The 25997-nt window shown below is 63.1% G+C and carries 27 protein-coding genes; 10 read left to right on the plus strand and 17 right to left on the minus strand.

Going from position 1 to position 25997, the window contains the following annotated elements; all coding sequences use genetic code 11:
* Positions 1 to 95: 95 nt before the first annotated feature.
* From rodA to J3364_RS17735, 6 genes are all read right to left on the minus strand, one after another.
* Positions 96 to 1238: a rod shape-determining protein RodA gene (gene rodA / locus J3364_RS17710; RefSeq protein ID WP_203142443.1), complete on the minus strand. Its 1143-nt coding sequence runs from the start codon at positions 1236 to 1238 to the stop codon at positions 96 to 98.
* Positions 1231 to 3138 (minus strand): penicillin-binding protein 2, encoded by a 1908-nt coding sequence (gene mrdA / locus J3364_RS17715; RefSeq protein WP_349559548.1) that lies wholly within the window; start codon positions 3136 to 3138, stop codon positions 1231 to 1233. The genes rodA and mrdA overlap by 8 nt, the downstream gene beginning before the upstream one ends.
* Positions 3139 to 3147: 9 nt before the next feature.
* The gene (gene rlmH / locus J3364_RS17720; protein WP_349559549.1) at positions 3148 to 3618 is read right to left on the minus strand and encodes a 23S rRNA (pseudouridine(1915)-N(3))-methyltransferase RlmH; all 471 of its coding nucleotides are present in this window, start codon (positions 3616 to 3618) and stop codon (positions 3148 to 3150) included.
* A gap of 2 nt (positions 3619 to 3620) precedes the next feature.
* The gene (gene rsfS, locus J3364_RS17725) at positions 3621 to 3971 is read right to left on the minus strand and encodes a ribosome silencing factor (RefSeq protein WP_123636045.1); all 351 of its coding nucleotides are present in this window, start codon (positions 3969 to 3971) and stop codon (positions 3621 to 3623) included.
* A gap of 144 nt (positions 3972 to 4115) precedes the next feature.
* Positions 4116 to 4772 (minus strand): nicotinate-nucleotide adenylyltransferase, encoded by a 657-nt coding sequence (gene nadD / locus J3364_RS17730; protein ID WP_349559550.1) that lies wholly within the window; start codon positions 4770 to 4772, stop codon positions 4116 to 4118.
* A 22-nt stretch (positions 4773 to 4794) separates the two neighbouring features.
* The gene (locus J3364_RS17735) at positions 4795 to 6051 is read right to left on the minus strand and encodes a glutamate-5-semialdehyde dehydrogenase (RefSeq protein WP_502882528.1); all 1257 of its coding nucleotides are present in this window, start codon (positions 6049 to 6051) and stop codon (positions 4795 to 4797) included.
* Positions 6052 to 6358: 307 nt separating this feature from the next.
* Here J3364_RS17735 and J3364_RS17740 point away from each other — a divergent pair, with 307 nt between their 5' ends.
* From J3364_RS17740 to J3364_RS17750, 3 genes are read left to right on the plus strand one after another with little or no spacing between them, the layout of a single operon-like run.
* Positions 6359 to 7378: a GGDEF domain-containing protein gene (locus J3364_RS17740; RefSeq protein ID WP_349559552.1), complete on the plus strand. Its 1020-nt coding sequence runs from the start codon at positions 6359 to 6361 to the stop codon at positions 7376 to 7378.
* Entirely contained in the window at positions 7371 to 8369 is a 999-nt protein-coding gene (locus J3364_RS17745; protein WP_349559553.1) for a GGDEF domain-containing protein, read from the plus strand. The genes J3364_RS17740 and J3364_RS17745 overlap by 8 nt, the downstream gene beginning before the upstream one ends.
* The gene (locus J3364_RS17750) at positions 8366 to 9811 is read left to right on the plus strand and encodes a bifunctional DedA family/phosphatase PAP2 family protein (RefSeq protein WP_349559554.1); all 1446 of its coding nucleotides are present in this window, start codon (positions 8366 to 8368) and stop codon (positions 9809 to 9811) included. The genes J3364_RS17745 and J3364_RS17750 overlap by 4 nt, the downstream gene beginning before the upstream one ends.
* 11 nt (positions 9812 to 9822) lie before the next feature.
* Here J3364_RS17750 and J3364_RS17755 read toward each other — a convergent pair whose 3' ends face one another.
* Both J3364_RS17755 and J3364_RS17760 read right to left on the minus strand, forming a co-directional pair.
* Positions 9823 to 10395, minus strand: coding sequence for an LON peptidase substrate-binding domain-containing protein (locus J3364_RS17755; protein WP_349559555.1), 573 nt, complete (start codon positions 10393 to 10395; stop codon positions 9823 to 9825).
* Between the two features lie 31 nt (positions 10396 to 10426).
* Positions 10427 to 11680: an HDOD domain-containing protein gene (locus J3364_RS17760; RefSeq protein WP_349559556.1), complete on the minus strand. Its 1254-nt coding sequence runs from the start codon at positions 11678 to 11680 to the stop codon at positions 10427 to 10429.
* A 212-nt stretch (positions 11681 to 11892) separates the two neighbouring features.
* On the opposite strand from J3364_RS17760, the gene ilvD reads away from it, so the two are divergent.
* Positions 11893 to 13728: a dihydroxy-acid dehydratase gene (ilvD, locus tag J3364_RS17765; protein WP_349559557.1), complete on the plus strand. Its 1836-nt coding sequence runs from the start codon at positions 11893 to 11895 to the stop codon at positions 13726 to 13728.
* A 25-nt stretch (positions 13729 to 13753) separates the two neighbouring features.
* On the opposite strand, the gene J3364_RS17770 is transcribed toward ilvD, so the two are convergent.
* The 3 genes from J3364_RS17770 to J3364_RS17780 form a co-directional block, all read right to left on the minus strand.
* Positions 13754 to 14287, minus strand: coding sequence for a 2-thiouracil desulfurase family protein (locus tag J3364_RS17770; protein ID WP_349559558.1), 534 nt, complete (start codon positions 14285 to 14287; stop codon positions 13754 to 13756).
* Positions 14259 to 14678, minus strand: a complete 420-nt coding sequence (locus J3364_RS17775; protein ID WP_349559559.1) for a peptidoglycan-binding domain-containing protein — start codon at positions 14676 to 14678, stop codon at positions 14259 to 14261. The genes J3364_RS17770 and J3364_RS17775 overlap by 29 nt, the downstream gene beginning before the upstream one ends.
* An 87-nt stretch (positions 14679 to 14765) precedes the next feature.
* Complete coding sequence (locus tag J3364_RS17780) at positions 14766 to 15863, minus strand: AI-2E family transporter (RefSeq protein ID WP_349559560.1); 1098 nt, start codon at positions 15861 to 15863, stop codon at positions 14766 to 14768.
* Positions 15864 to 16078: 215 nt separating this feature from the next.
* Here J3364_RS17780 and J3364_RS17785 point away from each other — a divergent pair, with 215 nt between their 5' ends.
* The 4 genes from J3364_RS17785 (at position 16079) to J3364_RS17800 (ending at position 18972) form a co-directional block, all read left to right on the plus strand.
* The gene (locus J3364_RS17785; protein WP_123636034.1) at positions 16079 to 16420 is read left to right on the plus strand and encodes a hypothetical protein; all 342 of its coding nucleotides are present in this window, start codon (positions 16079 to 16081) and stop codon (positions 16418 to 16420) included.
* Between the two features lie 12 nt (positions 16421 to 16432).
* The gene (locus J3364_RS17790) at positions 16433 to 17575 is read left to right on the plus strand and encodes an amidohydrolase (RefSeq protein ID WP_349559562.1); all 1143 of its coding nucleotides are present in this window, start codon (positions 16433 to 16435) and stop codon (positions 17573 to 17575) included.
* Between the two features lie 137 nt (positions 17576 to 17712).
* Positions 17713 to 17961: a hypothetical protein gene (locus tag J3364_RS17795; RefSeq protein ID WP_349559563.1), complete on the plus strand. Its 249-nt coding sequence runs from the start codon at positions 17713 to 17715 to the stop codon at positions 17959 to 17961.
* A gap of 123 nt (positions 17962 to 18084) precedes the next feature.
* Positions 18085 to 18972, plus strand: a complete 888-nt coding sequence (locus tag J3364_RS17800; RefSeq protein WP_349559564.1) for a haloalkane dehalogenase — start codon at positions 18085 to 18087, stop codon at positions 18970 to 18972.
* Positions 18973 to 19008: 36 nt separating this feature from the next.
* On the opposite strand, the gene J3364_RS17805 is transcribed toward J3364_RS17800, so the two are convergent.
* Positions 19009 to 19794 carry an acyl-CoA thioesterase gene (locus J3364_RS17805; protein WP_349559565.1) on the minus strand — a complete coding sequence of 262 codons (786 nt, stop codon included), beginning with the start codon at positions 19792 to 19794 and terminating at the stop codon, positions 19009 to 19011.
* 229 nt (positions 19795 to 20023) lie between these two features.
* Here J3364_RS17805 and J3364_RS17810 point away from each other — a divergent pair, with 229 nt between their 5' ends.
* Positions 20024 to 21520 carry a DEAD/DEAH box helicase gene (locus tag J3364_RS17810; RefSeq protein ID WP_349559566.1) on the plus strand — a complete coding sequence of 499 codons (1497 nt, stop codon included), beginning with the start codon at positions 20024 to 20026 and terminating at the stop codon, positions 21518 to 21520.
* Here J3364_RS17810 and J3364_RS17815 read toward each other — a convergent pair.
* Genes J3364_RS17815 through J3364_RS17830 form a run of 4 tightly spaced genes read right to left on the minus strand, consistent with a single transcriptional unit; the run spans position 21499 to position 24461 of the window.
* A complete protein-coding gene (locus J3364_RS17815; protein ID WP_349559567.1) occupies positions 21499 to 22014 on the minus strand; it encodes a dihydrofolate reductase in 516 nt (171 codons plus the stop codon). The two genes, J3364_RS17810 and J3364_RS17815, sit on opposite strands and share 22 nt — an antisense overlap.
* A 12-nt stretch (positions 22015 to 22026) precedes the next feature.
* A complete protein-coding gene (locus J3364_RS17820) occupies positions 22027 to 22866 on the minus strand; it encodes a thymidylate synthase (protein WP_349559568.1) in 840 nt (279 codons plus the stop codon).
* Positions 22863 to 23651: a prolipoprotein diacylglyceryl transferase gene (lgt, locus tag J3364_RS17825; RefSeq protein ID WP_349559569.1), complete on the minus strand. Its 789-nt coding sequence runs from the start codon at positions 23649 to 23651 to the stop codon at positions 22863 to 22865. The genes J3364_RS17820 and lgt overlap by 4 nt, the downstream gene beginning before the upstream one ends.
* Positions 23652 to 23678: 27 nt before the next feature.
* Complete coding sequence (locus J3364_RS17830; protein WP_349559602.1) at positions 23679 to 24461, minus strand: sulfite exporter TauE/SafE family protein; 783 nt, start codon at positions 24459 to 24461, stop codon at positions 23679 to 23681.
* A 110-nt stretch (positions 24462 to 24571) separates the two neighbouring features.
* Here J3364_RS17830 and J3364_RS17835 point away from each other — a divergent pair, with 110 nt between their 5' ends.
* A complete protein-coding gene (locus J3364_RS17835) occupies positions 24572 to 25360 on the plus strand; it encodes an NRDE family protein (protein WP_349559570.1) in 789 nt (262 codons plus the stop codon).
* On the opposite strand, the gene J3364_RS17840 is transcribed toward J3364_RS17835, so the two are convergent.
* Positions 25339 to 25923, minus strand: coding sequence for a PilZ domain-containing protein (locus tag J3364_RS17840; protein WP_349559571.1), 585 nt, complete (start codon positions 25921 to 25923; stop codon positions 25339 to 25341). The genes J3364_RS17835 and J3364_RS17840 overlap by 22 nt on opposite strands.
* Positions 25924 to 25997: the final 74 nt, after the last annotated feature.

The following is a 25997-nucleotide window of genomic DNA, read 5'->3' on the forward strand; positions in this document are numbered from 1 at the left end:
CCCCTGCGTGGCTCCGCCGGGGCGGCCAAAGATTAGCATGATGCCCAAAACCGCAGCCACCGCACGATCCCGTTATGACCAAAAGGTAACGTCGCTCACGCCGAAATCATCCGCCGGTGCGTATGGATCGACATCATCACGCCGAAGGCCGCCATCAGGGTGACGATGGACGTCCCCCCGTAGCTCACCATGGGCAGCGGCACGCCCACGATCGGCAGGATACCACTGACCATGCCGATGTTGACGAACACATAGATGAAGAACGTCATGGTGAGCGCTCCGGCCACCAGACGACCAAAGGAATCCTGGGCATTGACGGCAATGTAAAGGCAACGCGCGATGATCAGGAAATACAGGGTGATTAAAAGCGTGACCCCGATAAAGCCGAACTCTTCCGCCAGTACCGCAACGATGAAGTCGGTGTGGCTTTCCGGGAGGAAATCCAGGTGGGACTGCGTGCCCTGAAGCCAACCCTTACCCATCAACCCGCCGGAGCCGATCGCCGTCTTCGACTGGATGATATTCCAACCCGCGCCCAGCGGATCACTCTCCGGGTCCAGCAGGGTCAGTACCCGCTGTTTCTGGTAGTCCCGCATCACGAAGAACCACATCACCGGCGCGGCCACGCCGGCCATGCCGAAGAAGGCACCCAGCAGCTTCCAGCTCATACCGGCAAAGAACACCACAAACAGGCCCGCCAGGCCGACCAGCAGCGCTGTCCCCAGATCGGGCTGTTTGACGATCAGGATCATCGGCAGGAACACGATCACCAGCGCGATGGCCACCCGCGACAGGCGCGGTGGCAGGAAATGCCGGGAGAGGTACCAGGCGGTCATGATCGGTACTGCCAGCTTCATGAACTCCGAGGGCTGGAATCGCGGCAGCCCCGGCAACGCCAGCCAACGCTGCGCGCCCTTGGCCCCGATACCGACCAGCAGCACGGCAATCAAGGCGATCAACCCCAACCCATAGAGCCACGGCGCCCAGCGCCGGTATACGGACGGGTCCAGTTGGGCAAACACGAACATCACGACCAGCGCCACGCCGATACGGGCAATCTGGGACTCGACAATGGCGATACTGCTGTCGCCGCCGCTGTACAGTACGAACAGACCACCAACCAGCAGGATCAACAGGAGGACGAGCAGAATCGGATCCAGGTGGATCTTGGCCAGGAAGCCTTGTGGCGCGTGGAGGCTCGGGCCGGACATGTGCCGGACGAAATCGCGATCAGCCATCGTTGGTATCCCCTGCCTTGGCCTTGTCGGCGACTACGGGTTTTTCCGGTTCACCGGCGTTCATGTCCAGCAACCAGGCATCAATCATCTTGCGGGCCAACGGCGCCGCCGTGCTGCTGCCGCCGCCGCCGTTCTCGACGATCACCGCAACCGCGATCTTGGGATCCTTCAGCGGCGCAAAGGCGATAAACAGGGCGTGGTCGCGCAGGCGCTCACGGATCTCGTCGGCATCGTACTGTTCGTTTTCCGCCAGGCTGAAGACCTGGGCGGTGCCGGTCTTGCCGGCGAAGTCATAGGGTGCCCCCCGGCCAGAACGCCGAGCCGTGCCGTGCGCCCCCTGCACCACCGAGTGCATCGCGTCGGCGACGTAGCCCCAGTCCGCATCGCGTTTGAGGACCAGGTCCGGATGCGTGTCCTCGGGCATAACATGCTCAGTCGATTCGGCACCGATGGCTTCCTTGAGCATCCGCGGCGCATGCCAGCGACCATGGTTCGCCAGAACCGCCGTGGCCGTCGCCAGCTGCAGCGGCGTAGTCAGCAGGTAACCCTGGCCGATACTCATATTGACAGAGTCACCGGGATACCACGGCTGGTTCTTGACGCCGCGTTTCCATTCCCGGGTCGGCAGCAGGCCCGGCTGGGCACCACTGACATCCAATGCAGTCACCTTGCCGAAACCGAACTGGTCGAGGTACTTGCTCATCGTATCCACGCCCATGCGCTCGCCCAGGTCGTAGAAATAGGTGTCGCAGGACTGAGCGATCGCCTCATCGAGATTGACCCAGCCGTGACCGCCCCACTTCCAGTCCCGGTAGCGGCGGCCCTTGCCGTCGATCTGGTAGTAGCCGGGATCCCAGATCGTGCGGTCGCGCGTGGTGTTGTCGCTGTCCAGTCCCGCCACGGCCATCATCGGCTTGATGGTGGAGCCCGGCGGGTACTGGCCGCGCAGGGCGCGGTTGAAGAGCGGCTTGTCCGGCGATTCACTGAGTGCCTTATAGGCGTCGACACTGATGCCGGTCACAAAGAGGTTGGCGTCAAAGCCCGGGACGCTGGCCAGGGCCAGGATACCGCCGGTCTTCGGCTCGATGGCCACGATGGCCCCGCGCCGACCCCGGAGGAGATCATACGCTTTCTGTTGCAGGCGGATATCCAGCTGCAGACGCAGGTCGTCGCCGGGTACCGGGTTTTCTTTTTCCAGGACGCGCAGGGTTCGACCACGGGCATTGGTTTCGACGTGCTGATAACCCACCTTGCCGTGCAGCGCCTTCTCGTAGAAACGCTCTACCCCGGACTTGCCGACGTAGTTGGTGCCCGCATATTCGATGGGATCCAGGCGGCGCAGCTCGTCCTGGTTGATGCGCCCGACGTAACCCAGGGCGTGGGAGGTGATTTCGCTGTAGGGATAGTAGCGAACCAGTTCGGCCTCAACTTCGACGCCCGGCAGCTCGTAGCGGTGTACGGCCATGCGGGCGATCTGCTTTTCGTTCAGGTCCGAACTGAGGGATACCGGCGAATAGGGCCGGCGATATTCTTCCAGCCGGCGCTGGAAGCGCTCCAGGTCCTCATCGCTGATGTCCAGGATCTGGCGCAGCTGGGCCAGCGTCTTTTCCATGTCCGGCACCCGTTCCGGAACCACGGTGACACTGAACACCGGCCGGTTTTCAGCCAGCAGGACATCGTTACGGTCGTAGATCAGACCCCGCGGCGGTGCGATGGGCTGCACCTGGACCCGGTTTTTCTCCGACAGCGTGGTGAAGTTCTCATGATTGAGAATCTGCAGGTAATACAACCGCGTCACCAGGATGCCAATCATGGTCAGCATGATCACCAGGGCAACCAGCACGCGACGCTGGAACAGGCGACGCTCGGCTGCAGTATCCTTGAATTCGCCCCAGGGCATTAAACCGTCCTATGCGCGGTGATATGGATGATTACGGGTAATGGACCAGGCGCGATACAGCTGCTCGGCCACCAGGATGCGGACCAGCGGATGGGGCAGCGTCAGCGGCGACAGGGACCAGAGCTGGTCCGCCCGGGCCCGGCATTCCGACGACAGGCCATCAGGCCCACCGACCAGGAAGCTGACGTCCCGACCGTCCATTTGCCAGGCTTCCAACTGACTCGCCAGCTTTTCCGTGGACCAGGCCTTGCCGCCCACCTCCAGCGCAATGACCCGGTCACTGCGGCCGATGGCAGCCAGCTGGGCCTCGCCTTCCTTTTGCATCAACCGGGGGATATCGGGATTCTTGCCCCGCTGGGCGAGTGGCGTTTCCGCCAGCTCCAGGGGCAGGTCGGGCGGGAAGCGCCGCGCGTACTCCTGGTAGCCGTCCTCAACCCAGCCGGGCATCTTCTGGCCAACACAGACCAGCTTCAACCGCATGATTATTCGCTACCAGCCGCACCCAGGTTGGGCGCATCGCGCCAGAGGCGTTCCAGATCGTAGAATTCGCGTGTGGCCGGCATCATGACATGCACGACGACATCGCCCATGTCCACCAGCAGCCAGTCGCTGTTCTCACCACCTTCCACATTGGCCGAACGAACACCCTGGGACTTGACCTCGGTAATCACCGACTCGGCCAGCGAACGGACATGCCGGCTGGACGTCCCCGATGCGATGACCATGTAATCCGTGACGCTGGTTCTGTCCCGGACATCAATCACACTGATGTCCTGCGCCTTAACCTCCTCAAGTGCGTTTACGACCGTATCTCTCAGTTGCTCAGCCTGCATAATTACCCTGTTCGACGGTGTCTCCACCTGGCGTGCCGGAGCCGGTCCGGCCCCAACGGTTGATGCGCTGCCCCGGGCAGCGACAATGAAGCGGGCATTGTACCACCAAAATCCCGGGACAGGTCACGATTCGACCAGTTCCGGTCAAGCCCGGAATGACGGCCCGGACTCATCACGATAAAGGCCGGATTCCGCGATGATGTCGCACACCGGATCCGGCGCCAGGTAGCGGATCGAGCGCCCGTCCCGCACCGCCTGGCGCACGCCGGTGGCGGAAATGTCCAGCAGCGGAAGCGACACGGACAAGACCCGGCCATATGGCGTCCGCTTCAGTGAGGTCTCATCGGTGTCGGCGTTGTCCGCCAGCAGTTGGCCGGCCGCGCTTTCGGCCGGGATGGTATAACCCGGCCGCTCCACCACGATGATGTGGGCCAGTTCCAGCAGGCGCTGCCAGCGGTCCCAGCGATCGATGGATGAGAAGCTATCGGTACCGACGACCATCGCCAGGGGCTCTTGCGGCCCACGCTCCTGGCGCAATTCTTCGAGAGTATCGACGGTGTAGGACGGCGTGTTACGGGTCAGTTCCCGCTCATCCACCGCCAGCCCCGCTTCACCGGCAATGGCGCTGTAGAGCATCCGCAGACGCAACTCGGGTGACGCACCCGGCTCGTCCCGATGCGGCGGCAGATGGCACGGCACCAGCGTCACGGTGTCGATACCGAGGACCTCCCTCAGTTCGACGGCCGTGCGCAGGTGAGCGTGGTGGATGGGATCGAAGGTTCCGCCAAGAATGACTTTCATAGACTGCTCAGGCCCCACCCGTTCAGGAACGGATGTGGCCGTCGCCGAACACCACGTATTTCTGCGAGGTCAGCCCTTCCAGCCCGACCGGGCCGCGGGCGTGCAGTTTGTCGGTGGAGATTCCGATCTCTGCGCCCAGGCCGTACTCGAAGCCGTCGGCAAATCGCGTGGAGGCGTTCACCATCACCGAGCTGGAATCCACCTCGGTCAGGAAGCGGCGGGCCCGGGTGTAGTTCTCGGTCACGATGGCGTCGGTGTGCTGGGAGCTGTAGCGGTTGATGTGGGCAATCGCCGCGTCCAGTCCGTCCACCACGCGAATCGCCAGCACCGGCGACAGGTATTCGGCGTGCCAGTCGTCTTCGGTGGCGCTGGTGACGTGGGCCAGGACATCCCGAGTCCGCTCGCAGCCGCGCAGCTCCACGCCCTTCTCCTCAAAGGCGCTGGCCAGCAGCGGCAGGATGTCGGCCGCGATCTCCGCATCCACCAGCAGGGTTTCCATGGTGTTGCAGGTGCCGTAGCGCTGGGTCTTGGCGTTGACGGCGATGGCCAGCGCCTTTTCCGGATCGGCATGACTGTCGATATAGACGTGGCAGACGCCGTCCAGGTGCTTGATCACGGGCACCCTGGCATCCCGGCTGATGCGTTCGATCAGCCCCTTGCCGCCCCGGGGCACGATCACGTCCACGTATTCGGGCATGGTAATCAGTTTGCCTACGGCCTCGCGATCCCGGGTCTTGATGACCTGAACCGCCTCTTCCGGCAGGCCAACCTGGCGCAGCCCCTCGGCGATGCAGGCGGCAATCGCCTGGTTGGAATGCAGCGATTCGGACCCGCCGCGCAAAACCGTCGCATTGCCGGACTTCAGGCACAGGCTGGCCGCTTCCACAGTCACATTGGGCCGGGATTCATAGATGATGCCGATCACACCCAGCGGCACCCGCATCTTGCCCACCTGGATGCCGGACGGCCGGTAGCTCATGCCGGTGATCTCCCCAATCGGATCCGGCAAGGACGCCACCTGACGCAGACCCTCGATCATGGTATCGATGCGTGCCGGCGTCAGCTCCAGGCGATCGAGCATGGCGGGCTCCAGTCCATTCTCACGGCCGGCGTCCAGGTCCTGACGGTTTGCGTCCGTCAGGGCGTCACGGGAGGCATCGAGTGCGTCCGCCATAGCCAGCAGCGCGTCATTACGTTCCGCTGTGCTGGAGCGCGCCACGGCGGTTGCCGCTTTACGCGCCTTCTGGCCAACGTCTGCCATGTAAGCCGAAATATCCATCAAGGGTCCTACCATCTGCTGAATTGCTTTCAGGCGTCTCAGATTCTGGCGTGAATCGGAGGCACGTTTGCTAATTTATAAGGTATCGACACGACGATCTGCATTCGTGGGAGCCAATCGACGGCTCTCCGGATGTCAGGATACACGCATAGACGTTATTATACGCGGGCGATCGATTCGGTTTAAGTCACCGGTGGCCTTCCAGTCCCATGATGACAGGCCGGATCCAAGGAATTACGGTACATTTCCGCCTGTCTGCCGCAGTCAGGAATGCTCCCTGCGGGAAATGTCGTCATGGAGACCTCGAATGCCTAATGTGGCAGAGACTTTTTTGTTGAGCCGCTTTGCCCGGTTCGCCGCCGCTGCCTTGTTGCTGCTTGCCGCGTTCACCCTGTGGCAGGCCGCCTATGCCGCCGCCGTGACCAGCGCCATTTGCGCGGTCATGGTCTGGACCCGCTATCGCGCCGGCATCGCCAAAGACAGCACGCTGCCCCTGGCCATCGCCCGCGTCTCCAACCTGCTGTTCCTCACGGCACTGACGCCGGCCATTCTCGCCAACGCGCCCGGCTTGTCCCAGTGGAGTTATGTGTATCCACTTGCCACCTTTGCACTCTGGTCCCTCGGCTGGGCCGTTTTGCTGGTACTGCCCTATCTGGCGCTGGTGATCATAGCCGGCCTGGACCCGGCCCTTGGCCCCGACCGTCACCAGTTTGTTGCCTGCGCCCTGCTCGCCATCCTGTTGTCGGCCGTGTTCGTGTTCCTGCGGGAATACAAGAGCCGTCAGCTGGCGCCGCTTCGGCGTACCGATGAACTGACCCAGGCCGCCAGTCGCGACTACCTGTCAGCCGACCTGCACAAGGAAATCCAGCGCAGCGAACGGGAAGGGATCGAAATGGCCGTCCTGCTGATTGGCCTGGACATCCATCGGGGCGCCCCCCTGCCGGAAGACGACATTCGCGCCATCCTGCCGCGCATCGGTCGCTACCTGCATTCACAGCTGCGGGATTTCGACAGCTATTACCGGGTGGCAGATCTGCAGTTCCTGGCCATCCTGCCGGGCATCAACACCACCGAAGCCACCCGCCGCGCCGAAGTCATCCGCCAGGATCTGGGCAGCCTGCTGGCGTCCCATGACCTGACCCTGACCGTCAGCGCTGGTGTCGCCGGACTCAACATCGGTGACGATGCTGACAGCCTGCAGCAAAGCGCGGGCCGGGCCCTGCAGCGGGCTCAGCAACAGGGCGGTAACCGCACCCAGTCATTCAGCGCCTGGTCCGGTGCCGACGGTACGGGCGCATCCGGGACGGAGGCCACCTCCCATGACTGAGACCCGGCTGCGCACCCTCACCCACAGCCTGGCTTACAGCCTGACGCTGCTGTTCATGATCGCCCTGGCCGCACAGAACCTGCGCTACGGTTTCTACGATCTGTTCTACCTCGCCGTGGCACTGGGTCTTGGCGCTGCGGCCGGCGTCGCCTATACGTGGGTCATGCGCCGACGTCAGCTGATGGCGCCGGGCCACACCCTCCTGCTGGCCGTCATGAATCTGCTCGCGGTGCTGGCCGTCTTCGGCAGCTCACAGCCCGATGTGTCCCACTGGACCCTGGCGCTGGTTCTACTCAACCTGCTGATCCTGCCACTACGCACGGCGCTGGCCATGACTCTGGCGCTGATTGCCTGCGTGGCCATCTGGCTGTTCATGGCGACCGACCCCACCCAGGCTATTGTGACGCTGGGCGGTCTGCTGCTGCTGTTCGGCACCGGCGTGTTCTACAGTTGGCATTATTCCAACATGGCCCAGTCGGCCGAGGATCTGGCCATTACCGACACACAGACCGGCGCGCACAACGCACGCTTCCTGGACGAAACCCTGCAGAAGGAAATCAGCCGGGCCCGGGCCACGGGTAATCCGCTCTCGGTTATCCGGCTGCACATGGATCATTTGGACGAGGTCAACGACCTGCACAGCCAGGACCGTATGGCCCTGCTCATGCGGGAAGTGACCCAGACCCTGTTCGGCGTCATCCGGGCCGGCGATACGCTTTACGCACTGGGCGATGGCGACTTTTTCCTGGTGTTGCCTTTCACGCCGGAAGAGGGCGTCCGGGTGATGGCGGAACGGGTTCGCCGTACATTGGGTGAGGCCGAATGGCCCGTGGTGGGACGCCTGACCGTCAGCCTGGGCTGCACCGCCTGGGCCGCCAGCGATACCACCAGCGACCACCTGCGGGATCGCGCCGGCGAAGCCCTGCAACAGGCCCAGCAGCGGGGCACGGACCGGGCCTGGTTCCTGGCGGGACATCCCAACGCCGCATGATGGAGACCCTACACCATTTCATCGCGTGGCTCGGTGACCATCCGGGCTGGCTCTCCGGCGCCATCTTTGCCACCGCCTTTGTGGAATCACTGGCCATCGCCGGCGTCGTGGTACCCGGCGTAGCTATTCTGTTTGCGGTGTCCACCCTCGCCGGCCAAGTGAACATGCCGCTGATCGAGGCCCTGGCCTGGGCCGCCGCCGGGGCGGTGGCCGGCGATGGAGCCAGCTTCTGGCTGGGCCGGCAGTTCCAGGGTCGGCTGGACCGACTGTGGCCGTTTTCCCGTTATCCGAACATGATTGAGCGAGGTGCCCGCTTCTTTCACCAGCACGGCGGCAAAAGCATCGTGATCGGCCGTTTCGTCGGCCCCCTGCGACCGATCCTGCCGCTCATCGCCGGGGCCTTTCATATGCCCGCACAGCGTTTCGTGGCCTTCAATGTGGTGTCGGCACTGGGCTGGGCGCCGGTCTATGTCATTCCCGGCTACCTGGTGGGCAGCGCCATGGCCCTGGACCTCACGCTGCCGCCACACTTCTATCCGGTCATGGCCCTGAGCCTGGGGCTGCTGGCGCTCATCTATCTGTTCATCTTCCGCCTTCAAATAGGGCTGGGCAGCGACGGCTACCTGTACCGGCGTACGCAGACATTGGCCCGGGAACATCCCGTCGCCGACCGCATCTGGCAGGCACTCTCCAGCGACCGGCCTCAAGGCCCCGAGTTTCCGCTGGCCTCGATCATGCTGACCGTTGGCAGCCTTTCGCTGTTCGCCCTCTGGTCGCTGCTGTGCCTGGAAACCCACATGCTGTCGCCACTGGACCAGGCAACGGCCGCTTTCTTTGCGCCCTTGCGCAATCCGCTGTTCGATCCGGTGGCGGTCACGCTGACCCTGCTGGGGGATCCCGCGCTGCTCACCCTGCTGAGCCTGATCGCCATCACCTTCTTCCTGCTACGCGGCATGCCAGCCGCCGCCCTGCACCTGATTGCAGCCGGCGTCATGGTGACGCTGGCCACCACCTTGCTGAAAGCCGGCTTCGCCGTGCCCAGACCTGACGAAGTCAGCGTGCCACCGGCCTCCTTTGCCTACCCCAGTGGCCATGCCGCCGGCGTCGCCACCATGATCGGCCTGGCCGCCAGCTTTGTCGCCCACGAGTGGCCACGCCGGCAACGCTGGGTGGTGTACGGTGTCTTTGGTCTGCCAATGCTGTTGATCGCGGTCAGCCGCCTGTATCTCGGCGTGCACTGGTTTACGGATGTGGTGGGCGGTCTGTTGCTGGGACTGAGTATCTGCGGGCTGTCGCGTGTGAGCTACAGCCGCTACGATCGCCATAGCCTGAGCCAGAATGCGCTGACGTTGAGCACCCTGGCGGCGATGGCCGTGACGGCCGCGTGCTATGTCTGGCTGGCGCTGCCGGCGGGGATCTGGCGTTACACGCCGATGAACTGAAGCGCCTCCGGCTACTCCATGGCCTGGAGCAGGCTGTAGAGGCGGTCGAGCCGGTCCAGCGGATCCTGCATCTCCAACAGGCGCTGCTTATCGGTCTTGTCGATGGGCAGCAGCTCCGCCAGGCGCCAGCCCACCTCGCGGGCACTGTCGAAGTCCACAGTCATGCCCAGGTCCCGCACCACGGGATGTCGCAACAGCGCCTTGAGCACCACCGCCAGCTCGGCCTGGTCGTCCGGCACGGCCAGATCGCTCTCTTCTTCCAGCAATTCCACCTGTCCCATATGCAGGCCATCGGGCGCCTGCCAGTGATCGAGCACGGCCACCTTGGCGTCGCCTTCCACGGTGATCCCCAGCAGACCGTTTTCCAACTGCTGGAAATCGACAATCCGCACCCGGGTGCCGAAATCGTAGAACCTGGCCAGGGTGTCGGTTTCCTCTCCCTCCCGCAGCAGGACGATTACAAAGCCGCCGTCGTCCTTGAGACAACGGGTCAGCATATCGATGTAACGCGGCTCGAACAGCTGCAGGGGGATGCGCCCCCCGGGCAGGATGATGGAATTAAGTGGAAACAGCGGGATGTGCATGAACCGGTCGGCCTCGGTTGGTCGTCGACAGTCAGTGAATCGACAGCAGCTTCTGCACTTCGTCGATGCGCGCCTGCGCCATATTGAGAATTTCCAGGCTGCGGGAGGCGCTCAACTTGAGTTCGCCGAGCCGCGTATAGGCAGGCACCGTCTCGAATCGGGGAAGCGTCTTGCCCTGACGTTCACGGATCATGGCATGGAGTTTAGCCAGTATCACCACATCGACAAGTTGAGGCTCTTCCTGCGCCGGCTGGTAGGCCCAGTCTTCCGCATGGCGAGCGGCCGTAACAAAGCTCTCCGGAAATTCCCAGCGCTCCAGCACCGCGGCTCCGGTGTCGGCTTTGAGTTCGCCGACGACCTGTTCCAGCAGCTTGGGATCGGCAAAGACATTAACGTGATGTTCGGCGTGGACGATGACGGGAATTGCGCCGATGTCGTGCAGCAGCCCCGCCAGCAGGGCTTCTTCCGGATCCAGGTTGGTGACCGCATCCGCCAGCACCCAGCACAGCGCGGCGACCTCCCGGGAGTGCCGCCAAAGCTGCTCCATCGCTGCCTGCAGTTCTTTGCGCTGGGTCTTGAACACTTCCCGCATGGAGAACACTGTCACCAGCTGACGGGTGGTCCGGGTCCCCAGGCGGACCACCGCCTCGCGCACGGTACGGACGTCGTTGAAGCCTCGATAAAGCGGGCTGTTACAGGCACGCACCAGTTTGGCGGAAATCGAGGGATCCACCGTAATCACGCGGGCAATGTCTTCGGCGGTAGACTCGTCCCGTTCGGTAGCGCGCCGCACCTTCCAGGCCACATCCGGCACGCTGGGCAATGCCAGCTTGTTGGCCCGGAGATCGGCGTAGAACTCCATCAGCAGGTCATGTGCCTCATCGTCCCCGCCGTCATCGGCCATCTCGGAGACGCCATCATCGCTGACCGGTGCCGCCCGCAGCAATTGGTTGAGCGTATCCTGCTCCACCACCAGGAATTGGCTGGGGACCGAGGCCGTCACGGTGTACATGCGCGGCTGCAGCCGGGCAATCGGATTCTTTCCGGTCGGGCTGCCGGCAGCGATTGCCGTGGTTCGACCATCCACCGCCTCCAGCTCGACCTCGCCGTCGATCAGGAAATACTCCAGACCATCACGGGAGCCCCGCTCCAGCACCCGTTGCCCTGGCCCGAGACGCCGGGTTTCAGCCCGGGTGGCCAGCAGAATCAGTTGTTCATCGGTCAGTCGATCAAGCGGCTGGAACTCGCGCAGCCGGCGAATGGGTAAAGGTTCCCGAGCAGACATCCACTATCTCTCCCCAACATTTGGAGACTGCGCCACCGGTAAAGTGACGAGCCTGTCACAGGTCATTGTGACCAATTGTAACCAGATGGGCCAGCACGACCATCGTCAAGCATCATGCCCGTAGCGACCTAACTTCTGTTATTCTCTGTTTTTTCCGAAACAGAGGGTCCCTCCGCGACCGGATGCCCCTCCCGCCACAACGAGAGAAAACCATGCCCCAGTACCGCTCCAAGACCTCCACCGCAGGTCGCAATATGGCCGGTGCCCGCGCCCTCTGGCGTGCCACCGGGATGAAGAACGATGACTTCGGCAAGCCGATCATTGCGGTCGCCAACTCCTTCACCCAGTTCGTGCCCGGCCACGTCCATCTCAAGGACCTGGGGCAACTGGTCTGCCGCGAAATCGAGGCGGCCGGCGGCGTTGCCAAGGAATTCAATACGATTGCGGTGGATGACGGGATCGCCATGGGGCACGACGGCATGCTGTACTCCCTGCCGTCCCGGGAAATCATCGCCGATTCGGTGGAATACATGGTGAACGCCCACTGCGCCGACGCGCTGGTGTGCATCTCCAACTGCGACAAGATCACGCCGGGCATGCTGATGGCCGCCATGCGCCTCAATATCCCGACCATCTTTGTCTCCGGCGGCCCGATGGAGGCCGGCAAGACCAAGCTGTCCGAGCACAAGCTGGACCTGGTGGATGCCATGGTCATCGCCGCCGATCCCAACGCGACCGACGAACAGGTCGAGGAATACGAGCGCAGCGCCTGCCCCACCTGTGGTTCCTGCTCCGGCATGTTCACCGCCAACTCCATGAACTGCCTGACCGAGGCCATTGGCCTGTCGCTGCCGGGTAACGGCTCCATGCTGGCCACCCACGCCGACCGTGAACAGCTGTTCCTCAAGGCCGGCCGCCAGATCGTCGAAAACGCCCGTCGTTACTACGAGCAGGACGACGCCAGCGTGTTACCGCTGAGCATCGCCTCCATGGACGCGTTCTACAACGCGATGACCCTGGACATCGCCATGGGCGGTTCCACCAACACCATCCTGCACCTGCTGGCTGCGGCCCAGGAAGGTCAGGTGCCGTTCACCCTGGCGGAAATTGACCAACTGTCGCGCAAGGTGCCGCAGCTGTGCAAGGTCGCCCCGAACTCACCCAAGTACCACATGGAAGACGTGCACCGGGCCGGCGGCATCATGGGCATCCTGGGAGAACTGGACCGGGCCGGCCTGATCAAGACGGACATCCCGACCGTCCACAGCCCGACCCTCGCCGATGCCCTGACCGACTGGGACATCATGCGCCAGCCCTCCGAGGCTGTGGTGGAATTCTTCAAGGCCGGACCGGCCGGCATTCCCACCCAGCAGGCGTTCAGTCAGAGCACACGCTGGCCGTCATTGGACGGTGACCGGGAAAACGGCTGCATCCGTTCGCTGGAAAACGCCTACTCCACCGAAGGTGGCCTGGCCATCCTCTACGGCAACATTGCCCTGGACGGTTGCGTGGTGAAAACTGCCGGTGTGGACGAGAGCATCTACGTGTTCGAGGGCCGGGCCCGTGTCTTCGAAAGCCAGGACAGCGCCGTCGCCGGCATCCTCAACGACGAGGTCAAAGCGGGCGATGTGGTCATCATTCGCTACGAAGGCCCCAAGGGCGGCCCGGGCATGCAGGAAATGCTTTACCCGACCAGCTACCTGAAATCCAAGGGCCTGGGCAAGGACTGTGCGCTGCTCACCGACGGCCGTTTCTCCGGCGGCACCTCCGGCCTGTCCATCGGCCACGCTTCGCCGGAAGCGGCGGCGGGTGGCGCTATCGGGCTGATCGAGGATGGCGATACCATCCTGATCAACATCCCCGAGCGCAGCATCAACGTGAGGGTCGATCAGGCGGAACTGGACCAGCGTCGCGCTGCTCGCGACGAGATGGGCTGGAAACCGGAAGCGCCGCGTACCCGCAAGGTGTCTGCGGCCCTGAAAGCCTACGCCCTGCTGGCCACCAGCGCCGATAAGGGTGGCGTCCGGGATCTGGAAAAACTGGACTGATCCGTCAATGGCCGGCCTGCGCGACTCAATCGAGCGAGCGCAGGTAGGTCTCTGCTTCCTCCAGCTCATGCTGGTTGAACACAGGAATACCGGCGGCCGCCAACGTTGCGGCCGCCGTTCCCTGCCCGGCCACAAGCCGACCCGAAAAACTCCCGTCATAGATGTCACGGTTGCCGCAGCTGGGGCTTTTCGCCGCCAGTATGGCCATCACACAGTGCCGTTCCTGCGCGGTTTTCAAGGCCACCTCGGCGCCCTCAACAAAGGCTGATGTGACTTCGGTGCCGTCGCGGGCGATGACCCGGGCCTGACCGGCCAGCACGGCGCGACCATCACCGCCCCGGGTCTCAGCAGCAGGGCGTGGCACCGGCAAACCGCCGGCCAGTTCCGGGCACACGGAAACCAGGCGACCTTCGAGACGCCATCGCTGGATCAGGGGATGATCGGTAAAGAGGTTGCCCCCGTCATAGCGCACGTTTTCGCCCATCAGACAGGCGCTGACGAGAATGCGATGCGGGGGCCGGGAGGTATGATCAGAAGAAGAGCCAACCACCATCGTCATCTTCTTCGACGGCGTCTTCGGAGTCCTCTTCGGCAGCGGCCGGCTTGGGCTCGTTCGCTTTTTCAGCCTGCTTGGCCGGCGCCGGCTTGGACTGGGCCACGTCCGCTTCGGCGATTTGAACCGACACCATGCCCAGAGCTTCCTTGGTGGCCTGATCAAGCTTGCCGGTGGCTTTCAGGCCGGCGTGATCTTTCTGGAAGGCTTCCAACGCGGACTTGGTCGACGGACCCATCTGGCCATCCACACTATCAATACGGTAACCCGCCCCGTAGAGGGCGTTCTGCAGGGCAAACACGTCGTCTGCGGCGTAGGCCGGCGCGCCCCCCAACGTCACCAAGGCTGCCAGGGCCCCTGTCGCCAGCCATTTTTTGCTCGGGATTGTTTTATTCATCTTATTCTCCTGAGAATTCGGATCCGGAGGGCCAAGCGCTTGCTCTGCCGTTCCAGGCGTCATGCTACCCCATTTTGCCGGCTCAGGTCAGCTCTTCTCCGGCCCTTCCGGACCGCCCCGCTCCGACTCGGTCATGGCGGCCGCCGGCTCATTGAATTCACGGATAAAAATGCCCCAGAAAGCCACGAAAAGCGCCGCCACCAGGGGGCCCATGACGAATCCGTTGATACCAAACATTACAATTCCGCCCAACGTTGATAACAACACCATATAGTCCGGCAGCTTGGTGTCGCGCCCCACCAGGATCGGCCGCAGCAGGTTGTCCGCCAGCCCGATCACCAGGACCCCGAACGCCGTCAGGATGGCCGCATGCACATAGTCGCCAACGGCGGCCAGATACAGCGCGGCCGGCACCCAAACCAGCGCAGCGCCCACCGCCGGGATCAGTGACGCGATGGCCATCACCACCCCCCAGAGCAACGCACCGTTAATGCCCAGGGCCCAGAAGATGAAGCCCCCCAACGCCCCTTGGGCGGCCGCCACCAGAAGATTGCCCTTGACCGTGGCCCGGGTCACTTCGGCGAATTTCGCAAACAGCAGGCGCTCACGCTCATCGCCCAGCGGCAGTGCGCGGATCAGCAGTTCAATCAGCCGCGAGCCATCGCGCAACAGGAAGAACGCCAGGTACACCATCAGCGAAAAGGACAGGAAAAACTGGAACGTATTCTGGCCAATGCCCAGCGCCTGCTTGGCCAGTAGCTTGCTGCCACCAACAAAGGTGGACACCACGCCCTCCCGCAGCTTGCTCAGATCCACGTCGAACCGGTCGAGAAAGGACTGGAAGGCCGGGAACGCCTGATTGATCTGGTCGATGTACTGGCCCGGATTCAGCTCGCCGGACTGGACGCGCTGGTACAGACCCACGCCCTCGGTCACCAGCGAGGAAATCAGCGCCAGACTGGGCAGAATGACGATCACCAGACACAGCATCAACGTCAGGAACGCCACCAGATTGTGGCGCCCGGGCAGTCGCCGGATCAGCCAGAGCTGGACCGGATTGAAAATCACCGCAATCGCCACCGCCCAGAATATCGGGCCGGTGAAGGGTTTGATCAGGAACAGGAACGCCAGCGACACCACCAGCAGCATGGCAAGAAATGAGCGTCGCTCGAGGACATCGTACATATCAGTCGGAACTCCCTGGTCACATCCCTTTTCCGGGAAACTATCGATGGTGGCGGCACGCCCGGCTTGCCGTAAGCACTCCTGCCCATGGCAAGTGGGTACCCGGTGAGGCTATAGTACATTATTGCCTGTTGCAGCCCGATTTTATGTCATCTTCAGCTGTAGCCGGCCGCGAATTTGACCGGGACAGACGCCCGTCTGACGGGAACAGCATTTTGGACAATATCGACTTTTCCATCGAAACCGCCATTGAAGCGGCCGAAGCCCTGCAGAAAACGCTGGCGCGCCGGACGCATCGCAAGAAAGTCATGGGCCAGGAAGTCATTCGCCCGGGTCAGTTGGGCGAGGCCCTGCGCTTGCCCACGATCCTTGCCAAGCTGCGCAGCAAACAGGCACGGCGTCGTGAGGAAGGTCTGGACGAGTTCCAGACCCTGTGGCCGACACTCTCGCCCACCACCCACGAAAAAGTCCTCGATGAAATGGAGTGGTACGATCCGCGCTCCCTGGACTGGGACGACCCCCGCTCCAACCGCCGCCCGGCACCACCCGAAAACTGATTCCCGAGACCTATGACCGACCTGAACGACCTCACCCGGATCCGCCGGGAACTGCATCGTCACCCGGAACTCTCCGGCCAGGAGCAGGCCACGGCCGAACGCATCCGTTCCCTGCTCGAAGCCTGCACGCCGGACCGCCTTGTCACCGGGCTGGGCGGCGCCGGCCTGCTGGCCGTCTTCAATGGCGGGTCCGATGGGCCAATCACCTTGATCCGCTGTGAACTGGACGCCCTCCCCATCCACGAACTGGGCGACCACGAATACCGGTCTGCCATCCACGGCTGCGCACACGCCTGTGGCCACGATGGCCACATGAGCATCATCCTGGGCCTGGCGCAAACACTGCGAGAGCAACGGCCACAACAGGGCCGGGTGATCCTACTGTTCCAGCCCGCGGAGGAAGACGGCCAGGGCGCCCGACGCGTGTTCCACGATCCACGCTTTGCGCCCTACAAGCCGGACTTCGCCTTCGCGCTACACAACGTGCCCGGTCTGCCGCTGGGAGAGGTATTTACGCGTCCCGGCTCGTTCAACTGCGCGTCAAAAGGGATGATTATCCGGCTCACCGGCAAGACCTCCCATGCCGCGCACCCTGAGGATGGCATCAGCCCGGCACCTGCTCTGGCCCGACTGATGCAGACACTGCCCACGCTACCCCGGCAGTTCACGGAATCCGCCTGGGTGACGCTGGTGCATGCGCGCCTCGGCGAGAAACGTTTTGGCACAGCGCCCGGTGAAGCCGTGTTGATGGCCACCTTGCGCAGCGAAACCAACGAGGTGATGTCGGCACTGTCCGACAGGGCCTGCACATTGGCTCGGGAGGCGGCCGCGGAAGCCGGCCTGGACGTCGCCTTTGAGTGGGAGGATGACTTCCTCGCCAGCGTGAATGGCCAAACCGGTTTCGACCATGTGGCCGAAGCCTGTCTGGAGATCGGGGTGCCTTTTCACCGCATGCCGGAAGGCTTCCGCTGGTCGGAGGATTTCGGCGTCTTTACCCAGCATGCCGAAGGCGCGATGTTCGGTCTCGGGGCCGGCAACGTCCACCCGCAGCTCCACAATCCGGATTACGACTTCCCGGACGCACTGATACCGGTCGGTCTCGACGTATTCCGGACAATTATCCGAAGAATCAACGGACTCGGCACACCCGGCTGAGCCTGCTGATCCCCTGTCTCGTTTTCTACGTATCTCCACGCGCCAAAATTGTCTTGGAATTGCAACAAAAGGCCCTTAGGTTGGGTGGATGGGCTGTGGAATGGAGAACACATCCAGAACGCAACGAAGGAGACACCATGAGTCAACACGAACATTACATTGCAAAACTGGCCGAAGGCAGCGTGATGCCGACGTTCCAGTGCGGTCACTGCGGATCGATCCTGCCGAAGGGGCGTATTTTCCCCAACGACGGTGACAACCGCCAGAACCTGGCCTGCCACACCATCGGCCTGTGCGCGGCAGACGATTGCGGCGCGGTGAACAGCATGGACGATGCCATTCGCCAACTTGAACAGCAGAACCAAGATCAGCAGGCGGCCGGTTAAATCCGGAACCGCTCTGCCGGGGATGTGATCCCCGCACCCGCCCTTACGCCATTCTGCGCTATCCTTTCCTGACAACCTGCCTCGTAAGGCCAAACTCGTTGCTTTAACAGGATATTGGACAGAATGCGTATTCTTCGTACCGAGGAACAGCGCTTCGCGCAGTTGCCCGATTTTCCCTTCGCACCGCATTACGTCGACGTCGCGCCCAATCTGCGCATGCACTATGTGGATGAGGGCCCTCATGACGGCGAGACCGTCGTCATGCTGCACGGCGAGCCGTCCTGGAGCTACCTCTACCGTCATATGATTCCGCCGGTAGCCGAAGCTGGTCTGCGGGTGCTGGCACCGGACCTGATTGGCTTTGGCCGCTCCGACAAACCGGCAGCGCTGGACGACTACAGCTACCAGACACACATGGACTGGCTGCTGGCCTGGTTTGACGCACTGGAACTCAATAACGTGACGCTGGTGTGCCAGGATTGGGGCTCGTTACTGGGCCTGCGCCTGGCCGGCGAACACCCGGACCGGTTCAGCCGCATTATCGTCGGTAACGGGATGCTGCCGACTGGCGACGGCAAGGTGCCCGCCGTGTTTCGCCTCTGGAAGGGATTTGCCTCATTCAGCCCCTGGTTTCCCATCAGCCGGATTATCCAGATGGGTACCGGGCGCTCGCTGAGCGATGCCGAACGGGCCGCCTATGATGCGCCCTTCCCGTCGTCGCGCCACAAGGCTGGCGCCCGGGCCTTTCCGCGCCTGGTCCCGATCACGCCGGACGATCCGGCCAGCGAGGCCAATCGTGCGGCCTGGAAGAACCTGAGCAGCTGGAACAAGCCGTTCATCACCTGCTTCAGCAATGGCGATCCGATCACCCGGGGCGGCGATCGCTATATGCAGCGCAAGATTCCGGGCGCACAAGGGCAACCCCACACGACCTTGCGGGGCGGCCATTTCCTGCAGGAAGACGCGCCGGAGGATTTCGCCCGAGTGATTATCGACGCCTGCCGGCGCTAGTGTCCCGCTTGGTTACTTAGTTGACCAAACGGGACACTAACCAAAGACTGTCACGGTCTGGCGACTGAGCGCCACCAGCTCACCCTGACGATTCCAGATGGTGGCCTGGGTATGGCCGTAGCCGCCACCCGCCTGGTCGATCACCGCGCGATACAGCAAGGGATCATCCGCCTGCATTGCCGGGCGCGGGTGGACGATTTCCAGCGACCAGCTCATGGAACTGGCCGGCGCCGGTTGTTTCAGGTGTTGCAGCACCGCCGGCGGCCAGGCATCGACCAGCGCGATCACGTGTGCGTCGCCCATGGCGTTGCCCGCTTCACGAAAACGCATCCAACCGCCCATTTCCCGGGCCGGTTTGCCGGCGAAGGGGAAGTGGCCAAAGGCCCAACGCATGTCAATGTGCTGGGTGAATTCGGGCGTGACACCGGGGATATGCCTCAGCTCCGGACAAGCGTCCGGCGCCGGCATCTCGGGCGCCGGGTCGGCGGCCACCATCACGGAGGATTCGCGCTCGCTCCCGAAACTGGCCAGCGCCGCAAGGCGGACCTCGCCACCTTGCCGCAGCCGCCCCTGAACCTGGCTGGCCGCGCGACCTTCCCGCAGCAGTTCGACCTCAAATGTGATCGGCTCGTCGACCGTGACCGGGCCGACAAACGCCACCTGTAGGGCACGCAACGGGCGCCCGGGCTGTACGGCACCCTGCATCTTCTGGAACGTCAGGGCCGCCACGAGGCCACCGAAGGTTGCTCGTCCCTGCCCCCAACTGGCGGGAATGACCAGATCGTCTTTTTCAACACCGGCCAGCAGCTCATCAAAATGCATTGTCCGTTACTCCACCGCATCGTTTGATCGAAAGGAAGCTAAGCATCCTGCCCTGACGGCTGCCGTTGCGCAATGGCTACCGGCGTACATTTACCTACCCGATGCCACACCCTGCACATATCTATAGCGGCTGAAAACGTCTATACTACGCACCATATGGCTCCCTCTGTCTCGTTTAGGACGCAGTTCCGGGAGCGTCGCTCACCTCCCCGAATTCCGAGTTTCCTGAATGCAAACAAAAACCTTTGCCGAGCTTGGCCTCCATCCGGCGGTCCTTGATGCGGTTTCGTCCGTGGGTTATGAAACCCCGTCGCCTATCCAGGCGCAATCCATCCCCATTCTGCTGGCCGGCCGCAATCTGCTGGGCATGGCCCAGACAGGTACCGGCAAGACAGCCGCGTTTGCACTGCCGCTGCTGAGCTCTATCGATCCGACGCTGCATGCTCCCCAGATCCTGGTGCTGGCGCCTACCCGTGAACTGGCCATCCAGGTCGCGGAAGCGTTCACCACGTATTCCGCGAGCATTAAGGGCCTGCAAGTCCTGCCGATTTACGGCGGCCAGGATTTCCGCCCCCAACTGAAAGCACTGCAGCGCGGTACCCAGGTCATCGTGGGTACACCGGGCCGCCTGCTGGACCACCTGCGTCGCGGTACGCTCAAGCTGGACCAGCTGCGCTCCGTCGTCCTCGACGAAGCAGACGAAATGCTGCGCATGGGCTTCATCGACGATATCGAAGCGATCCTGGCCAAGACGCCGGAAAACTGCCAGCGGGCCCTGTTTTCGGCGACCATGCCGGGACCGATCCGCAAGGTGGCCCAGACCTACCTGGCCAACGCCGAAGAAGTGAAGATCGAAAGCCAGACCCGAACCGTGTCGCGCATTGCCCAGTTCGTGCTGCCGGTGTTTGCCGAGCGCAAGCTGGATGCCCTGACCCGCATCCTGGAAGTGGAGCCCGTGGACGCAACGATCATCTTCGTGCGCACCAAGGCGGAAACCACGCTGCTGGCTGACAAGCTCTCCGCCCGCGGGCACGCCGTGGCACCACTGAACGGCGACATCAACCAGCGCCAGCGTGAGCAGGCGGTGGAAGACCTGCGCCGGGGCAAACTGGACATCGTGGTGGCCACCGACGTGGCGGCCCGTGGTCTGGATGTGCCGCGCATCACCCACGTCATCAACTACGACGTGCCCTACGACAGCGAAGCCTACATCCACCGGGTGGGCCGTACCGGCCGGGCCGGCCGTGAGGGCAAGGCGATCCTTCTGGTGACCCCGCGCGAACGCAGCTGGCTGCGGACCCTGGAACGGGCCACCAACTCGCCGATGAGCGACTATCAGCTGCCGCCGCCGGCGGAGTTGCAGAAGCTGCGTGAGAAGCAGTTCGAGGAACAGTTGCTGGGCTTTGCCGAGGACGGCCGACTGGCCAAGGCGATGGGCCTGCTGGATGGCATTGCCGAGCGCAATGACCTGGACCCGGCGATGGTCGCCGGTGCCCTGGCCTGCTGGCTGGAATCCGCCCAACCGGGCGCGATGCCGCTGGAAGCCCCGACGGATCTGCCGATTCCCCCGGCGCGCAGCAAGCGGCCTTTCAAGGGTGGCGACCGCCGCGGCGGTAAACCCGGCCAGAAGCCGGGCTTCAAGAAAGGTCCGCGCAATGGCAAGCCGGGATCCGGCGGCAAACCCAAGGGCAAACCGCCTCGTCGTCAGTCGTCCGAGCGTCGCTGATAGACGATGAAGCTGTAGTCGTACGGATTGTTCTCGGACGCGGAGAAATTCTCCCGTCCGAGTTCCTCCCACTGGTCCCAGTCCACTTCCGGGAACCAGGCATCGCCCTCCACATCCGCATGCACCCGCGTGACATACATGCGGTCGATCTCCGGCAAGGCCTCGGCATAGATCTGGCCACCGCCGATGATCATGATCTCATCACCGCCTTCCAGCTCAGCCTGGGCTTCCGCCCGGCGATAAGCGTCTGCCAGCGTGTGATCGACGGCAACCCCGGCAGGGGCCTCCCAACACTCATCCCGGGTAATCACCACGTTCAGGCGACCTGGCAGGGGACGCCCAATGGATTCGAAGGTCTTGCGTCCCATCAGGATCGGCTTGCCCATGGTGGCCTGCTTGAAATAACGCAGATCGCCGGGCAGGTACCAGGGCAGCGCGTTATTCCGGCCGATCACCCGGTTCTGTGACATGGCGACAATCAGCGCCTTACGCATGCTGTTCACTCCTCAAATGGCGATGGGCGCCTTGATGACCGGCTGCGGGTCATAGCCCTCGAATTCAAAGTCTTCCAGTTCGTACTCGAACAGGCTGGCCGGTTTCCGACGAATGTTCAGCGTCGGCAGCGGGCTCGGCTCACGCTTGAGCTGCTCGAACACGATCTCGTCCGTCAGGTGGTTCTGGTAGAGGTGGCAATCGCCGAAGGTATGCACAAACTCGCCCACATCCAGATCGCACTGCTGGGCAATCATGTGGGTTAACAGACTGTAGGAGGCGATGTTGAAGGGCACCCCGAGGAACAGATCGGCGCTGCGCTGATACAGCTGGCAGGACAGCTTGCCTTCCGCCACATAGAACTGGAACAGGCAGTGGCACGGCGCCAGGGCCATACGGCCCTGCTCCACGTTTTCCTGCGGGCTGATGGACTCGTCCGGCAGCTCCGCCGGGTTCCAGGCCGAGACAATCAGGCGACGGGAGGTGGGCTTGGTCTGGATCTGATGCACCACATCACTGATCTGATCGACCACATCGCCGTTCGGGCACTGCCAGCTGCGCCACTGTTTGCCGTAGATCGGCCCCAGGTCGCCGTTGTCCAACGCCCACTCGTTCCAGATGCTGACCTTGCGTTCGCGCAACCAGTTGTTGTCAGTGGACCCGTTCAGGAACCAGAGCAATTCGTAGATGATGCTGCGCAGGTGGACCTTCTTGGTGGTCAGCAGCGGAAAGCCCTCACCCAGGTCGAAGCGCATCTGACGACCAAATACCGAACGCGTCCCCACGCCGGTCCGGTCGCCCCGGTCGGTGCCGTTGTCGACCACATCACGCATCAGGTCCAGATAGGCTTTCATTGCGTTTTGCTCCTGTATGCCCAAACCATTAATACAATACCCGCCAGCAGCATCGGCAGGGACAGGATCTGCCCCATGGTGACCCAGTCAAAGGCCAGGAAGCCCAGCTGGACATCCGGTTGCCGGAAGAATTCCGCCAGGATGCGAAAGCAGGCGTAGCCGACCAGGAACAGCCCGGAGACGGCCATGCGCGGTCGCTGCTTGCTGGAGAAGACCCAGAGGATGATAAACAGCAGCACCCCTTCCATCGCAAATTCGTAGAGCTGGGACGGATGACGCGGCAGCGCGTCCGGTGCGGTCGGGAAGACCATCGCCCAAGGTACGTCGGTGTGGCGGCCCCAGAGCTCACCATTGATGAAGTTGCCAATACGGCCCGCCCCCAGACCAATGGGTACCAGCGGCGCCACAAAATCGGCGATGGCAAAGAACCCGCAGTTCACCTTGCGACCGAACCACCACATGGCCAACATGACACCGATCAGCCCGCCGTGGAACGACATCCCGCCTTCCCAGACCCGGAACAGCCAGAGCGGATCGGCCAGGAAGGTATCGAAGTTGTAGAAGATGACATAGCCAAAGCGCCCACCCAGGACGACCCCCAGTGCAATGTAGAACAGCAGGTCCCCCATTTGCTCCTCGTTGATGGGCGACCAGGGTTTGCGGGTGCGGATACGGCCCAGCCACCAGCCCACGACAAAGCCCACCAGATAGGTCAAGCCATACCAGTGGATCTTGAGGGGGCCGATGGAGACAGCTATCGGGTCAATCTGTGGATAACGCAGCATGCAGTTTCTCTCGTCAATGGAAGCCGGTCAGATCAGGAAGCGGATACCCACCACCAGCAGGACCATGGCAAAAATCCGTTTCAGTAACATGGCATCCAGCCGGTGGGCCAGCGCTGCCCCCACCCGGGCGAACAGGACGCTGGTCGCGACAATGCCCACCAGAGCCGGCAGATAGATAAAGCCCAGGCTGTATTCAGGCAATGACGGCGCCTGCCAGCCGGTGGCGATATTGGTCAGCGCACCGGCGATGGCAATCGGCAGACCGCAGGCGGACGACGTCCCCACGGCACGCTGCATGCGCACGTTGCACCAGCTCAGGAACGGCACGGTCAGCGTACCGCCCCCGATCCCGAAGATGGCCGATGCCCAGCCGATCCCACCACCGGCGGCAACCAGGCCTGGCTTGCCCGGCACGTTCCGACCCGGCTTGGGCTTGACGTCGAACAGCATCTTCAGCCCGACCAGAATGACAAACACGCCGATGATCAGTTCCAGCGCGGCCCCGGACAACAGGGAGGCGGTCCAGGCACCGATCATGGCACCGATGACGATCCCCACAGCCATCGACCGGAACACCGGCCAGTCCACGGCATCACGGGCATGGTGGGAGCGTACCGAGCTGATTGATGTGAAGACGATGGTCGCCAGGGAAGTGCCCACGGCCAGATGGGCGGCAATCTCCGGATCAAAGCCCTGCAGCCCGAAGCTGAAGATCAGCACCGGCACAATCACCAGACCACCCCCGATGCCGAACAGGCCGGCCAACACGCCCGCGCAGGCGCCCAGCACCAGGTAGATTGCAAACAGAATGGCCAGGCTCATAACGCCTTCGCTCCGATAGCCAGCATAAAGGCCCGTATGATACACAGGGGAGACTTCGGGTTCACTGCACCGACACCAGAAACCAACGGGAAATCGCGATGTGCCTCATTCTGTTCGCCATTGGCCAGCACCCTGACCTGCCGCTGGTGGTCGCCGCCAACCGCGACGAGTTCTACCAGCGCCCGACCCGCGCCATGCATTGGTGGTCGTCTCCGGAGATGCTGGCCGGAAAAGACGAGCAGTCCGGCGGCACCTGGCTGGGGGTGACCCGGGACGGCCAGGTGGCCGCCGTCACCAATTTCCGCGACGGCCAGCCGGAGCGGGGTGACTGGTCCCGGGGACAGCTGCCAATCCAGGCGTTGACGGAGGATACAGACCAACTTGATCAGCATCTGCGGGACACCACGCACCGGTTTGCGGGCTATAACCTGTTCCGCGTGGATGCTCGCCAGGGCTGGTATTTCAGCAACCGGGACAGCCATCCTGGACGCACCCTGCACCGCGGCGTCTACGGCCTGAGCAACCACCTGCTGCAAAGCCCCTGGCCCAAGCTGGTGCGGCTACGCAAGACCTTGCACGACCGCCTGCACGATACCCCGCAGTCAAAGCTGCACGACGTCTTGATCGACGCGCTGATGGACACGACGCCAGCGCCGGACGCCTTCCTGCCCGATACCGGCATTGGCCTGGAACGTGAGCGCTTCCTGTCTTCGCCCTTCATCCGCAGCGAGACCTATGGAACGCGGGCCACCACCATTGTTTCGGTGCATCGGGACGGCACCGTGTCGGTCACCGAACAGGGCTGGCTACGCGGGGGTGAACGGGGCGAGCGCCAGGTCTTTTGCTGGCAGCAGGAGGCCGCCAGTCACTCGGCCGGATCGGACTGAGGGGATTGAGGGGATTCATCCCGTTGTCGCAAGCGGGCACTTTGCAACCGCATGATGTGGCCCATGAGCAATTCCTGGTCCGCCTCGGTGATGCGCTCGATATCCAGGCGCAGGTAGTGATCGGAGTCTTCACGGCCCGAGGCCACCACCCGGGCCAGGGCGCGAATGGTTCGTCGCTCCGGATGGAACAGCAGGTCCACCAACACCATTTCGCCCACCTCAATGGCTTCATCGACCGGGAAGGCGAAGCCACTTCCAGAGAGACTGACGTCCCGGGTGACCAGCGTTGCCGGGCGCTCACCGTCGAGTCCCAGACCGGCGCCCTCCAGCGCCAGATCCAGTTTGCGGTTGAGGAGATCTGCCACCTCCCGGACCTCCGGCGCCGCCACCGTCAGCTTGCTCAGCGCCTGATCCAACATCAGCTCCAGATCCGCCAGCCGTGACCGCAGCGACAGGTCCGACAATTCGCCCGCCACCGACTCACCGTCCGACAACCGGATATAGCGCAGCGCCACCCGGTCATCGACCCGGTAATACCGCCTGCGTTCCTCGCCCTGCCACATGATCTGCTCCACTGGAATATGGTCTATAGAGAATAGCTGCCTCCGCCACTATAGAAAACGCAAACAGGTCCCGC

Source organism: Marinobacter sp. NFXS9, assembly GCF_040148665.1.
GTDB lineage: Bacteria > Pseudomonadota > Gammaproteobacteria > Pseudomonadales > Oleiphilaceae > Marinobacter_A > Marinobacter_A mangrovi.